Genomic DNA, 14,300 nt, shown 5'->3' on the forward strand with positions numbered 1-14,300 from the left:
GATCTTCATGGGGTTTATTTACTTTTCTTATTCTTTGGATATCTGATCTGTTCAACTGGTATGGGACTTATTGTTGGCAAAATGTTTTTTAAACGAAAAGAACAGTAATTATGGGTTGGACTCACAAAAAATCAACTGTCCTTTGCAATCGAAGAACAGTTGATTTTTCAACTTATTCTAATGCTGCATTGCCATTACGTTGACTTTGTTTTTCCACATACTTTTCTTCAAGATCGTCGAAGTAATCGAGTTTTTTGCTATTTTTTTAAAAGCTTTGTCTAATTTATGTTGCTCTTCCATTAATTTAGCTTTGTGTTCCTAAAATAATCTCTTTTCTTGCCTGAATCGTCCAATCTCCCTCTTGAGTAAGCTCAACGATCTTTCGCAAATCTGCAATAGATATATTCATAATCCGCAAACAAGTAATCAGATCCAACCAACTTAAGTCCCCTTCGTTAAAAACTCTTCTTCCACCTTGATCACGTTCAACGAACGGCAGTAATCCTTCTTGTTCATAATACCGTATCGTATGAGCTTCGATTTTAAATATCTTGCTGGGGAAGCGTTTTGCTTTTTAGATCCAGAGATTGCTTCATTGAAAGAAAATGCAACTCGTCTATGTAAAAAATTCAATGAAATTGATACTGTAAATATCCAGGAACAACAAGAAGTAATCCGCAGATTATTTGGTTCATGTGGTACTAAAGTTTATATGCAGCCACCGTTCAATTGCGATGTGGGTAAGAATATTCATGTGGGGGAAGATTTTCTGACCAATTACAACGTTACAATTCTTGATGTCGACACAGTAACGATTGGGGATTATTGCATGATAGGCCCTAACACTACGATCTCTCCAGTAAATCATCCGATGACAGCCAAAGGAAGAAGAGAGAAGTTGTCCATTACGAAACCCGTTACGATTGGGGATGATGTTTGGATCGGAGCGAACTGTGTAATTCTACCAGGTGTAACGATAGGAAACAATGTAATTGTTACTGCGGGCGCTGTTGTATCCAAGGATGTCCCTGATCATTGTGTTGTTGGGGGTGTACCTGCCAAAGTAATCAAAGAGCTTGAATCGTAGGTTATCACATGTCGCGGGACAAGAACATAGTATCATTCAAGTCGCTATTCAAGCGGCTTTTTTTTGTTTCATCCATGTAATTTCCTATCTAAGGTGGCGAGGACAAGAGCTTGTTCTGATTTCGATTAGATAATTATGCATATCCAATTCGTCACTTGTGCATTCAAATGGAGCTGAATTCTTGCTAAACTTTATTTCTGATAATGAGAATCATTATTAATTATGAGAGCTAAAGTTTTACCTCAGGTCTCTTAGGAGCAAATCAACGAAACGAAAGGTTGGTAAACATGACTTCAGATCGAAAATTATGTATTGGATTATCCTTAAATGCAACATGGAATAAAGGTGACGGGTGGCGGCACCCGGATAGCGGAGTGGAGCATACAGGAACCATTGACTACTACATTCAGTGGGCAAAAATAGCAGAGAAGTTCAAGCTTGATTTTCTTTTCAGAGCGGATTATCTGTACATTAGCCCGCAAATGTTAGGCGATTCCTCCAACTTTGGCAGTCCGGATCCTACGCTGTTCTTTGCAGCAATCGCTCGAGAAACGAACCGGATTGGACTGGTTACGACGATCTCTACCACGTTCAATCCACCATATGTTGTTGCCAGACAACTTCAGTCTTTACACTGGCTAAGCAATGGACGTGCAGGCTGGAATATTGTCACTTCTATTGAAGGGGCCGATAATTTCGGCAATTCACCTATGCCATCACCGGAAGAGAGATATGCTAAGGCCATGGAGTTTACGGAAGTCGTATGCAAGCTTTGGGAAAGTTTCCCGGATGAAGCCATTGTCATTGACCGCAAGTCAGGCCTGTTCTCAGATAAGGATAAAGTGACTGCCATTAATCATTCTGGTGAATTTTTCAATGTAAAAGGGCCGCTAACGTTACCATCTCATCCATCCGGAAGCATTCCTTTGTTTCAAGCTGGCGCTTCAGATATCGGGCGGAATTTTTCCTCTTCCGTCGCGGATGCTATTTTTGCAGCAATGCCTGATCTTGAATCAGGAGTGGAATTGCGGAATGATTTGCGAAGAAGAGCGGTAGAACATGGGCGCGATCCAAATGCCATCAAAGTTTTGCCGGGTCTATATTTTTTCCTGGGCGATACGTATGAAGAAGCGCTTGAGTTGCATAAGGCTGCGCATTCGCATCTAACTCTTGAACGCAGACGTGCCTCACTCCAATCGGTAATGGGACTTGATCTAACAAGTTGTCCTTTGAATCAACGCGTAATTGCTGAAATGCTTCCCGATCCAAGTCAAGCTGTCCGCAGCCGTACACATGCAGAGTTGCTACGCCGTTTTATTACAAAATATCAGCCTACCGTGCAAGAAATCCTGGATCGGCCGGAGGTTGTCGGATCAGCCCATTGGGTATCTGTGGGGACCATCGAGACTGTAATGAATGATATTATCGAGCGGGTTGAGGCTGGTGCGATTGATGGATTCATAGCGTTGCCGGGCGGTTCAGAAAAATCGATGGAGATATTCTTTGAACAGTTGATTCCAAAGTTGGTCGAACGAGGAATGTTCAGAAGCGACTACGAGGGAGCTACTTTACGAGATCACCTAGGGATTTAATAGATCGATCATTAATGAAGCAGTGGTATAAAATAATTAATAACTTATCGAATGGGGAGCCATATGAACAGACTAATTGGATGGATTGCAGCATTAATGATACTAACAGGAGTACTGGCTGGATGTTCCCAAACGTCCAGCACCGTTACACCTGAAACCAGTAAGAGCGAGGGGGAGGCATGGCCAAGAACCATTCAGGATGCTAGTGAAAATGGAGTGGTGCTTGAGAAGCGACCAGAGCGCATAGCGGTGCTTCATCCTTTGTACTTAGATTACTTTTTTGCTTTGGATACGCCTCCAATCGCATCAACAAGCGCGGCAGAAGCGATGAAGGAGTTCGTTACATTACAGCCTTACGCCGGATCTGCCGAGATTATTGACTTGGGTAGTGACTCAGCGAATCTGGAAAAGATTATGGAGGCTAACCCTGATGTCATTGTAACCTTTAAGGGTTCCGTGGATACCATATATGATGAGTTGAGCAAGATTGCACCTGTAGTCTTAATCGACTACACCGACACATGGGAAAAAACGACCATGCTTTGTGCTCAGATTGTTGGTAAAGAGGAGCTTGCGGAACAATTGATTCAGGAAACACAAGAAATGATAGCATCCACGAAAGAGCAATTAAGTACACTTGAGAATAAAACCTTTGCCTTGTTGCGGGTAGACGGAAAATCCAATTTTAATGCGCAAGGATCTAAAAACACGATGTACTACAATCAAACTGCAGGCTTTGGATTATTAGCACCAGAGGGATATCCTGAGGGAGGAGAATCACTTACGTTAGAGGGGCTTTCCAGCATGAATCCCGATTATATTATTATCCAGCATCGTATTGACGTCGCAGAGGCAGCAGTCAAGGATAAGGAATCTTCAAAGGTATGGAAGTCATTGGAAGCGGTAAAAAACAACCATGTTGTTATCTTTGATAATTCCCTCAATAGCGCAAGTATCCTGGCTGTGCGTTTGGCTTCAGAATATTTTGTGAAATTGGCTGAACAATAGATAGGGAATGTGGACAGATTTGTGTGAATAAGTTACGTTTCTTCTTGTACCTGCAGCCAAAAGGTTTGCGGGTTTTCTTTTCGCCATGGATTCGTTATTTACAAATCTTGCCCCATACATTATAGTTATTAAAGATAAACTATATCTTTAATATAGATCCCAAATAAGGGCCCCGGAATGTTCTTACAAATACGATTAGACGAGGAGTATGAAAATGAATCCCAAAGTACAAAGAAAAATTGAGCACTTGGAGAATATTGAGAGGTTCCCGGCAGAGGAGTTATTTGAGTTCATACAGCTTAATAAAGAGGACGAACTATTAGATCTTGGAGCTGGTACAGGTTATATAAGCTTTGCTTTTGCCAAATATGTAAAAAACGTAGTTGCATTTGATTATGATGAAGATATTTTACAGTATCTGGAGATGAAAGCTAAGGAGAAAGGCATAACGAATATTGAAATCACTGCCGCGAATTTTAAAGAAATGCCACTCGAGAACGAAAGATTCGAGAAAGCTGTTGCTTCCATATCGTTACACGAGGTTCAACCTCTTTCAATCGTACTGGATGAAATCCACAGAGTATTAAAAGACAAGGGGATCTTTTTGTGTATTGAATTAGAGAAGTCAGAGGTGCCTACTGTACCTACTGGACCAAGAGTTTCATCGAATGAAATGAAAGAGGAAATCGTTAAGGCAGGTTTCTCTGTTATTGATACGTTTCATTCACCGACGCAAGTTGCTAACCAACCCGTCTATATCATCATTGCACAAAAGAATAAATAAGTTCAATTTGTAGAAGCCACTCCATTTCTAGTGAGTGGCTTCTACCTTTACATGCCAATGTAAATGATGTGGTCTAACTGCATCTACAGTTTTATTTGTGGATCATATTCCTGCGGTACTGGTAAGGGGTGACCCCGTATTCCACTTTAAACAACTGGATAAAATACTGATTTTTTCTGTAACCGACCATTTGTGCTATATCGTTGACACGGAGTTCCGAATCTTGAAGCAGTTGAGAAGCTTTCTCCAGCCTTTTCTTAGAAATGTAATTTGACACATTTTCGCCCGTCTCTTGTTTAAACAGTTTGGAAAAGTAAACGGGATGTAGATGTGCGACTTTCCCCAACTCATCCAGACTAAGACCATGTGACAGATGGTCTTCGATATACGTTTGCACTTTCTCGACGATAGTTTGGATGGACATCTGTTTGTTGTTTCTGATCCGACTGACCCGATCCATGAGAGTTGACCATAGTTCATCAGGTTGCTCTAACTGATTGAACATCCAATCTACGGTTTCAGAGGTATCGTGATCCTTATCCGCCAGATATACATATAGAATGGTTTCCATGAGAAAGATTATTTTTTGCTTTCGGAGATGGATCTGATCATATTTTTTAATGATATTTCCCGCCGACTCCCAATCACCGCATGATGGAGAATGGTTGAATATGCTAATAAAATCTTCTGTGTGTACGTCCTCATTAAGGAAGAACCTGTAGAACATCTGCCGGGTCACGTTTCGGTCAGTCAATAAAAAGGGAGGCGACACGACCGATTGCTCCAGTTGGATAGTCAGTCCCCCAGCAACTTCTTCCGGAACAAGAGCGACCAGTCGGGTACCAGCAGCCCAAACGAGACAATCCAATTTGTCTGCGACATCACGTTTTATAACATCCTCATGTTCTTTTGTGAAACCCTCCAGCTTGAAGTAGCAAAAACGGTGTTCCCCTAAAAAATCAGTATAAGAATCATATTGCTTTCTTAATGTCTCGTTTTGACCTAGCAGCGAAAGCAGATACCCCAATCCATCAAAGTTCTCCCATGCGATAGGTTGAGCGGGCCGTGTCTTTGTAATATTCTTGATGGCTTTAGACATGGCTTTCTCCACATCATCTTTGTCTACAGGTTTGAGCAGATAGTCAAGCGCACCTAAACGGATTCCTTGCTGTGCATACTCGAACTCGGAGTAGCCGGAAAGGATGATGACTTTGGTTGGCAAGCTATGTTGGTGGATATGTTGAAGCAGATCAATACCCGACACCTCGGGCATTCGTATGTCAGTGATCAGAATATCGATATGGTTTTGAGTCAACATGTCCCGGGCTTCAATCGAATTGGTCATCGTCTCGATCTGATGAATGCCGAAGGTTTTCCAATCGAGCAAGTGCTTCATATACTCAACGACATAATGTCCGTCATCCACAATTAATAATCGCATTAGTTATCTCCTTTCACCTCGGGTATGCTGATGAGCAGCGAGACGGAAAAGCCGCCCCAATCATTCGTAGCAAAATGTAGCCCGCTACGTTCGCCGTACGTATTTTTCAGACGCCGATTTACATTCCAGAGCCCTACGCCTTTAACTCCTTCAGGCGGGGTATCGCTCTCAAGCCGAGCCTCCAGGCTGCGGATATCATTCAGCGACAGACCTTTGCCGTCATCGGATACCTTGATCGTTATCGCAGCTTTCGTCTGTTTGACATCAATCGTCACCCGATGGGCACCTTGTTGTCCTTCAATTCCATGTTGAATTGCATTTTCAACCACGGGCTGGATGATCAGCGGCATGAGGGGAAGGGAGGCCAATTCTGGCGGCAGATCAATGCTGTACTCCATTTTTTTGCTGAGAGCCATAATAATCAGGAAATGTTCCGCAAACTGGAGCTCGCTTTCCAGCGTCACTTCATGCCGGTCCAACTTGGTTAAATAACGATAATATTCAGCTAGATGCTTGCTCATGCGCATGACAGAATCAGGTGAAAACTGAGCCACCGACATGATGAAAAACAAACTGTTGTATAAAAAATGAGGGTTAATCTGAGCTTGAAGTTGTTGAAGTTCCGCACCTCGTCTCAGTTCCGTTTCAGTCTTCAAGGATACGAACAGATCCTGGATTTCGGTAACCATATGGTTAAAACTTCTGAACAGGCTGTAAAACTCTTTGCCCGTATTCTCGGTGATCCGCGTGTTGTGATTGCCTTGCTCGACCTGTGAAAACTTTCTCTCCAACAAACGGAGATTACGGTAGTAGTTCCGATAAAACGTAAAGATTACAACCAGACCAAGCGTGAACACGGCTAAAATGCTGGCAAAGAACACTTTGCGATTGCGGTCAAGCGGTTGCAAAAAATCGTTCGTCTGTGTATATGTAATCAGGTAACCGTCGATCGATTCAATATATCGCGAAAGAACATAGTAGTCATCCGAATTGGTATGATAATCGTATTTTAAAGTGACTTCTGGCTGGGGCGAAATCATTTCAGTAACCGCTTTCAATAGATTGGTGTCAATTTCTTTCTCACTCCATAACTGCTCGGGGGCAAAAAGAAAAAAAGCGTTCGAGCTGTCGTTATTCACAGCCTTTTTCAGCAGGCTTTTTAAATAATCCGTATTCAGCTTTACACCAACCACGTACTGAGTCGGTTCATTTTGTCCTGATTTCTGGATGTAAGGGTAGAGGGCAAAGTAATACAAGCTGTTACCGACGATTTGCCATCCGCGCTCATGAACATCTTTGAACGGAAGTCTTGCCTCCTGGGTATTGTTCGTGGACAGAAACGCTTCTTCAGTCTTCCAGTAAATGCCGATCGATTCAATGGATCGACTGGAAAGGAGCGTTTGCCGCAAGCGATCCACGATATCGTTTTTTTTCATTTGGGAATCGTAATTGCTCAGCTCGATAACATGCCTCTGATAGAACCGCACATCACTGTCAGCTGCATACTGAACCCCGTACATATTAGCCTCGTATATAATCCCGTCTAGAATGCCTTTCACATAATCAAGCTGGTTTTTGGAAGCGCTGATCAGATTTTCTTCAAGTGTTTTGGAGCTCAATCGGTTCATCACGAAAAACAAACTCAACGTCAGCAGCAGAAAAAAAACAAAGAAATAGATGAATCGCTTCATATACATTTTCCTGATCATATGCGTTTCCTTTCATAATCGACAAACGTAGAAGTTTAACATCCATATCGGATTAACTTTAATATAAGCCAAACCTTCGAAAAGCGGAAGGGCAGCTTCCGCGATAAATGAAAGCGGTTTTAAAATGGTTCAGCGTGGGGTGATGATCTTGAAATTTTGGCATTTTGGAGTGAAAGCGCTTTTGTTAAGCTTATCTTCAAGGATCGCTTTCGAAGAGCCATCATAGAGGAGGTATGCAACATTAACGAGATTGTGCCCGCCAGATCCGCAAAAAAAACAAAAACAAAGCTTCCCCAGCGAACTTCATTCAAAAAGGAACTCAAGAAAAGCTGGCCTTTGTATGTACTGTGTATTCCCGCTTTTGTGTTTGTCTGCATCTTTTCTTATGGCCCGATGGTAGGTTTGCTCATGGCATTTCAGGACTATAAACCATGGCTGGGCATCACAGGTTCACGGTGGATCGGGTTAGATAATTTCGAACGAATTTTCCAGTACAAAGAAGCCACACAAGCGATCATTAATACGTTGATTATCGCCGTTTCCAAAATTATCGTCGGTATTATCGTTCCGATCGTCATGGCTATTCTGCTGAGCGAGATCCGAAATATGGGCATTAAGAAAAGTGTTCAGACACTGGTGTATCTGCCGCATTTCTTGTCTTGGGTTACGGTCGCGGGGTTGATGATCGATATTCTCGGATTAGACGGAGGAATCAATCACATCTTGACACGGATTTTCGGGAACGATCCCATTTACTTCTTGGGTGATCCTGATCTGTTTCGATTCACGGTTGTAATCAGCGACGTGTGGAAGAGCTTCGGCTTCGGCATGATTGTCTATCTGGCGACCATTGCTGGGATTAATCCTTCTTATTACGAAGCGGCTGAGATCGATGGCGCCACACGCCGGCAGCAAATTCGTTACGTCACCTTGCCTAGCATGTTGCCTATGATTATCGTCATTTCTACGCTGAGTCTGGGCAATATTCTGGATGCGGGCTTTGATCAGGTCTTCAATCTGTACAATCCGCTTGTCTACAGTACAGGAGATATCATTGATACCTATGTCTACCGTTCATCCTTGTTAAACGGGCAATACGGGTTCGGGACCGCAGTAGGACTGTTTAAATCGGGAATTAGCTTGATCTTGATCGTTGTCTCCTACAGGCTGGCCTATAAATACGCCAATTACAAAATATTCTAACAAGGAGGGAGAGGGATCATGTACCATAAGACGACAGGCTATAGAGTATTTTCCTATTTTAATTACGCATTCATGATACTGGCGGGTCTGGCGTGTTTCCTTCCACTGCTTCATTTGCTCGCGCAATCGCTCAGCAGTAAAGCGGCCATTAGCGGTAATATGGTTTCATTTTGGCCGGTCGGGTTCAACGTGGATGCCTATATCAAAACGTTCAATAATTCCAACTTCAACGGTGCCATGCTGACATCCATCACTCGGACCGTTTTGGGTACGACCATCAGCATGTTTATCCTTACCTGTGCAGGATATGCCCTATCCAAAGAATTCCGGGGACGCAACGTGCTCATGTGGTTTTTTATCTTTACCATGCTCTTCTCGGGGGGATTGATACCTTCTTACATATTGATCACCGCCCTTGGATTAAAGGATACAATTTGGGCACTTGTGCTGCCAGGAGCTTTCGGTGCTTATAATTTGATTCTTCTCGTCAACTTCTTCAAAACGATTCCCAAAGCCTTGGAAGAAGCGGCATTCATTGACGGAGCGTCCTTTTTCGTAATCCTCAGCAAAATCTATTTACCATTATCTCTGCCCGGCATCGCAACCGTATCCTTGTTCATTATGGTGGGGCACTGGAACTCCTGGTTTGACGGGATTTTGTACATGTCAGATGCGAGCAAGTATCCACTGGCTTCGTTTTTACAGACGGTCGTCGTGCAGAGCAACATGCAAAATATGGCGATGAGCCAGTCCGAGGTGGCGGCAATGTCAGAGCAAAGCATCAAGGCAGCTCAAATTTTTGTCAGCACGCTACCGATCATTTTGGTCTATCCATTTTTACAACGTTATTTCGTTAAGGGAATCGTGCTAGGAGCCGTCAAAGAATAGTTGTTGTGACGAAAAATTAGATCTATATATGTTCAACTAAAATTTACACGATAACAGCGATCAGAAGGTTGTTCTGTCATCGGAGTGTCAGTGTAAATATGCAATTAGTTGAACTTATATAGAAAACAAATTGAGTATGAGTGAAGGGGGCATGTTTCCATGAAGAAAAGAAACGATTTATGGAAAATGGTAAGTATGGTTATGCTGTCGGCTGCTCTTGTGGCTGGCTGTAGCAAAGGGGAGACTGCTTCCGAAACCGCACCAGCATCGGTGCTTAAAGACGGTAAATATGATCCGCCATTTACGATCACCATCGCCAAACAACAGGATGAGAATGCTGGAAAGTACATCAATGGTGAGACGTTGAATGACAATGTGTTGACCCGTTGGGGCGAACAGAACCTGGGTATTAAAATCCAAACCACCCTGCTGGGAGGTGATGCTTCACAATATAATACCAAGCTGCGGCTGGCACTGACAGGTTCCGAGAAGTTGCCCGACGTTCTGCCCGTCTATGATACCATGCTGGTCAATGATCTGATCGAGTCGGGGCAGGTCAAGGAGATTACGGAAGACATCTCAACCTACATGCCTGACCGGATAAAAGAAATATACAAACAATACCCGACCACCTTCAATCCAGTGGTTAGGGAGGGCAAGGTCTACGGGATGGCGATCGCGCCGAATCTGACGGAAGGCGAAGTCATGCTGATTCGCCAGGACTGGTTAGACAGGTTAAATTTGAAAGCGCCAACAACGATCGATGAGTTTGAACAAGTCATCGCGGCGTTCACTAATGAGGACCCAGATGGGAACGGCAAGAAAGACACATACGGCTTTACTTTTTCAGGTAAAGATTCCTACAATACAGGCTGGGTCAGCGATCCAGTCATGATCTTCAGCGCATACACGGGCAAACATCTTCCAAGACAATGGCATAACGACAATGGCAAACTCACCTATGGATCTGTGGCTCCTGGCAACAAAGAGGCACTTGCCAAGTTACGCGATTGGTATGCAGAAGGATACTTGAACAAAGAATTGGCCACCCAAGGGGCCTGGGATGCACTGTCTGATTTTACGGAGGGGAAAGCTGGTATCATCATTGGTCGTCCTTGGCTGTACGACAGTGTGAAGGACGTAGAGAAAAATGTGGAGGGTGCAAAAATTAGTGCTTATCCGACCATTCAGGGCGTGAACGGTGATAAGACCTATCAATCCGCCCAGTTGAACGATGGTGTGTTCATGTTTAACAAGGATTTTCAGAACATGGAAGCCTTCTTCTTGTACTACGATAAAATGTACGACGCGGCGTTCAGCACCGGAGATTTCAAATTCGGCTACGCTCAGGGGTATGATTACGATATCGTCAACGATGAAGTCACTTTCGATCCAACGAAATTCAATACACCATTAGAAGCTGTGCAAGGTGTCGGGAAAATGGCATTTACCAAAAATACTCCGAGTGTTGATGGTCCCGGCCAATCGTACTACGATCTGGCGAATGGAGTTAAAGCCGACACGGGCGTCCTCATTCAAAGCGCTTCAAAAGATCAAACGACGCAGGATGGATACCGGATTTCGTATGAAAACAGGGATGTTTTACTGCCAAATGAGTTTAACGGTCCACCAACGCCAACGATGCAAAATGTGTGGGAACAGTTGACCACCATGGAACAAGAGACGTTTACCAAAATCATATATGGCAATGAGCCGCTTGAAGCATTTGATACCTTTGTGAAACAGTGGCATGAAAAAGGCGGAGACACCGTGATTGAAGAAGTTAACGAATGGTACAACCAAGCCAGCGAGACGGATGTAATGACACTGATGAATTTGAAATAACGTCAAGTTTCACCTGGATCAGCCTTCCGGCAACAGGAAGGTTGGTCTCTAAAAAAGGAGATGATGAGACATGATCAAAGGTAAATCGTGGATGGCTATCGTCATTGCATTGATGTTGTTAACTGTTCATTTAACGTCCTCAGCTCAAACCGTTCACGCTGCTGGTGAAGAGACCCATATTGCTGCAACACTGTTTGTGCTGAAGAATGAATCGGAAGTATCCAATGCCAAAATCCATTGGGCACCTGTCCAGGGAGCGACTGCATACGAGTTATACAGATCCGAGAACAATGCGCCTTATACGTTATTACAGACCCTAACCGGTACAACGACGGATGATTATGACCTCAACATAGGTAGCTCGTACAAATACCAAGTGAAGGGATATGGCGGAACTTCCTTGTTAACCTCCGCTGTCTCGCCAGAATATACCCCTTACAGCCTTCCAGAGGACCTCACAACTTTTGATAACACAACGCAATCAACGCTTATGCTCCCGAATGAACTTAAAGTGGGGGATACCTACTACAGGTTTAACTTTGTACAAAAACCAACTGGTGGTTTTGGAGAAATGATTCAACAGACATCAACGGATGACATCACATACGGTAACGATAAAGTGGTCCTTTCCTACACAGATCATCCCGATCTGGCGAATTCTAAGTTTGAGGGGATCAATATCCTCTACCATGCACCCACGAACAAATTTGTTTTTTGGGCTCACTATGAGAACAGTACAGATTACACACTTGCCAGAGTATCTGTGGCTTCAGCTACGCCTGGAGAAGACTTTACATTTCACAAAAGCTTTCGACCGGAAGGAAACCAATCAAGGGATATCTCCATTTTCAAAGATGATGATGATTCGGCTTATCTGATCTCTACGGCTAATAATAATTCAGATACGATTTTGTATAAGTTAACCTCCGATTGGCTGGATGTGGATCATCAAGTTTCTGTTATATATCAAAATCAACACAGAGAACTTCCCAAGATGATCAAAAAAGATGGCATTTATTATTTGTTCTCTTCCCAAGCGGCAGGTTGGTATCCGAGTATACCTTTGTATTCATCAGCAAATAGCATAGACGGAAATTGGTCTGAATTACGGACTATTGGCAACACGTCAACCTTCTCGGCGCAGTCGGGTTCCGTTATGCGGGTGAAGCCAGATACAGGTAACAACGTGGTTATGGTTGCGTATCGCTGGATGTTCGGCTGGGCAGGTACGCAAAATGGAACAACGGAGGAACGACTGCTTCCCGTTTGGTTCTCTGATGGTTATGCATTTTATGATTATTTTGATCAAGTCTTGTACAACACCAGCGATGATGTCGTTGTTCCCGTTCAGAATGGAAAACTGCTGTCACAAGGTAAACCTGCAACAGCACAAACGGCCTCCGGAACGAACCCGGCAAGTTATGCGAATGATGGTAACTATCAAACCGAATGGATCGGCACAGGCAGTTCCTGGCCACATTGGTGGAAGGTCGACCTCGGCTCCGTTCAACAGTTAAATAATGTGCAAATCTCCTGGTGGATGCAAAAAGGCTCCGAAGGTTTTTACAAATACAAAATTGAGACCAGCACGGATAATGTAAACTGGACCGTGGCATTGGATAGAACCAACAATACATCGTACGGTTTCACCTCAGATACGCTATCGAGCACTGCTGCCAGGTATGTACGAATTAATATGCAAAATGCGACGCTCCACAACAACCCTAACAATTGGTACACGCCAAGGCTATGGGAGGTGAAGATATTTGGAACAAGCGCAGAATAATCAATTAACCAATGGCGGCATCTGGAATGATTCAAGTGGTCAGCCGATCCATGCCCATGGTGGACATATGTTGTTTTATGACGATTATTATTACTGGTATGGTGAAGACCGTAGAGAAGATATATATGTGAGTTGTTACCGTTCCAAAGATCTATTCAACTGGGAGTTTCGGAACCATATCCTGACGACTTCAACGCCAGCTGCACCCATTCGAGTTCGGACGAATCTGGCATTAGTGAACGATAAAGGTGGAAAGGTAAATCTTGAACGGCCTAAAGTGCTTTTCAACACGGTGACAAAGAAGTTCGTCCTCTGGGTTCACTATGAGAATGGTAATAATTACAACGATGCCGCATGCGCCATTGCCACATCGGATTCTCCGGATAGTCATTTCGTGTATCATGGCAGCTTTAATCCATATGGTTATATGTCGCGTGACTGCACACTCTTTCAGGATGATGATGGAACGGCTTATTTTATTTCGGCTGCCAGAGACAATGCGGACCTTCACATCTATCGTCTGCAGGAGGATTACCTGAATGTCGAAAGCCTTGTCGGAAAGCTATGGCAGGGGGAATATCGAGAAGCGCCAGCCGTCTTCAAGCGGAACGGGAAGTATTATATGGTGACCTCATTTTGCACGGGTTGGGCTCCCAATCAAGGGAAGTACGTGATGGCTAATATGATGGATGGTCCATGGGGGATGCTCAGCGATTTTGGCGATGAAACGACATATCGAACGCAACCAGCGTTTGTGCTGAAGCGATCAGAGGAGGATTACCTGTACTTTTCGGATCGCTGGAACGGATCGGATTACTTTCAGTCCAGCTATGTGGTACTACCCATTGAGTTCCATGGGGACATTCCGATTCTGAATCATTATTGCACTTTATCTTTGGGAGAGGACGCACATTTGATTCATTTTGAACGATAATTTGAACGATAAAACGATTGTTG

12 protein-coding genes are annotated in these 14,300 nt (G+C 43.7%); 9 read left to right on the forward strand and 3 right to left on the reverse strand.

Going from position 1 to position 14,300, the window contains the following annotated elements:
* Nucleotides 1-304: 304 nt before the first annotated feature.
* Entirely contained in the window at nucleotides 305-550 is a 246-nt protein-coding gene (locus MKX75_RS14875; protein WP_339170480.1) for a MerR family transcriptional regulator, read from the reverse strand.
* Between the two features lie 45 nt (nucleotides 551-595).
* On the opposite strand from MKX75_RS14875, the gene MKX75_RS14880 reads away from it, so the two are divergent.
* From MKX75_RS14880 to MKX75_RS14895, 4 genes are all read left to right on the forward strand, one after another.
* Complete coding sequence (locus MKX75_RS14880; RefSeq protein ID WP_339165833.1) at nucleotides 596-1,087, forward strand: sugar O-acetyltransferase; 492 nt, start codon at nucleotides 596-598, stop codon at nucleotides 1,085-1,087.
* A gap of 287 nt (nucleotides 1,088-1,374) precedes the next feature.
* Nucleotides 1,375-2,679, forward strand: a complete 1,305-nt coding sequence (locus MKX75_RS14885; RefSeq protein WP_339165834.1) for an NtaA/DmoA family FMN-dependent monooxygenase — start codon at nucleotides 1,375-1,377, stop codon at nucleotides 2,677-2,679.
* 63 nt (nucleotides 2,680-2,742) lie between these two features.
* Nucleotides 2,743-3,687: an ABC transporter substrate-binding protein gene (locus tag MKX75_RS14890; protein ID WP_339165835.1), complete on the forward strand. Its 945-nt coding sequence runs from the start codon at nucleotides 2,743-2,745 to the stop codon at nucleotides 3,685-3,687.
* Between the two features lie 214 nt (nucleotides 3,688-3,901).
* The gene (locus tag MKX75_RS14895) at nucleotides 3,902-4,471 is read left to right on the forward strand and encodes a class I SAM-dependent methyltransferase (protein WP_076333982.1); all 570 of its coding nucleotides are present in this window, start codon (nucleotides 3,902-3,904) and stop codon (nucleotides 4,469-4,471) included.
* Nucleotides 4,472-4,562: 91 nt separating this feature from the next.
* On the opposite strand, the gene MKX75_RS14900 is transcribed toward MKX75_RS14895, so the two are convergent.
* Both MKX75_RS14900 and MKX75_RS14905 read right to left on the reverse strand, forming a co-directional pair.
* On the reverse strand, nucleotides 4,563-5,912 hold the full coding sequence (locus MKX75_RS14900) for a response regulator (protein WP_339165836.1): 1,350 nt from the start codon (nucleotides 5,910-5,912) through the stop codon (nucleotides 4,563-4,565).
* Nucleotides 5,912-7,621 (reverse strand): histidine kinase, encoded by a 1,710-nt coding sequence (locus MKX75_RS14905; RefSeq protein ID WP_339165837.1) that lies wholly within the window; start codon nucleotides 7,619-7,621, stop codon nucleotides 5,912-5,914. The genes MKX75_RS14900 and MKX75_RS14905 overlap by 1 nt, the downstream gene beginning before the upstream one ends.
* A 408-nt stretch (nucleotides 7,622-8,029) precedes the next feature.
* Between MKX75_RS14905 and MKX75_RS14910 the strand changes: the two genes are divergently transcribed.
* The 5 genes from MKX75_RS14910 to MKX75_RS14930 all read left to right on the forward strand — a co-directional run bounded on the left by MKX75_RS14910 (nucleotide 8,030) and on the right by MKX75_RS14930 (nucleotide 14,277).
* Nucleotides 8,030-8,824 (forward strand): ABC transporter permease subunit, encoded by a 795-nt coding sequence (locus tag MKX75_RS14910; RefSeq protein ID WP_240768014.1) that lies wholly within the window; start codon nucleotides 8,030-8,032, stop codon nucleotides 8,822-8,824.
* Between the two features lie 18 nt (nucleotides 8,825-8,842).
* A complete protein-coding gene (locus MKX75_RS14915) occupies nucleotides 8,843-9,712 on the forward strand; it encodes a carbohydrate ABC transporter permease (protein WP_047843039.1) in 870 nt (289 codons plus the stop codon).
* 159 nt (nucleotides 9,713-9,871) lie between these two features.
* On the forward strand, nucleotides 9,872-11,557 hold the full coding sequence (locus tag MKX75_RS14920) for a hypothetical protein (protein WP_339165838.1): 1,686 nt from the start codon (nucleotides 9,872-9,874) through the stop codon (nucleotides 11,555-11,557).
* A gap of 70 nt (nucleotides 11,558-11,627) precedes the next feature.
* Nucleotides 11,628-13,343 (forward strand): discoidin domain-containing protein, encoded by a 1,716-nt coding sequence (locus tag MKX75_RS14925; RefSeq protein WP_339165839.1) that lies wholly within the window; start codon nucleotides 11,628-11,630, stop codon nucleotides 13,341-13,343.
* Nucleotides 13,324-14,277: a family 43 glycosylhydrolase gene (locus tag MKX75_RS14930; RefSeq protein WP_339165840.1), complete on the forward strand. Its 954-nt coding sequence runs from the start codon at nucleotides 13,324-13,326 to the stop codon at nucleotides 14,275-14,277. The genes MKX75_RS14925 and MKX75_RS14930 overlap by 20 nt, the downstream gene beginning before the upstream one ends.
* Nucleotides 14,278-14,300 lie beyond the last annotated feature (23 nt).

The sequence above is a fragment of the Paenibacillus sp. FSL R5-0341 genome (assembly GCF_037975235.1).
Lineage (GTDB): Bacteria > Bacillota > Bacilli > Paenibacillales > Paenibacillaceae > Paenibacillus > Paenibacillus amylolyticus_A.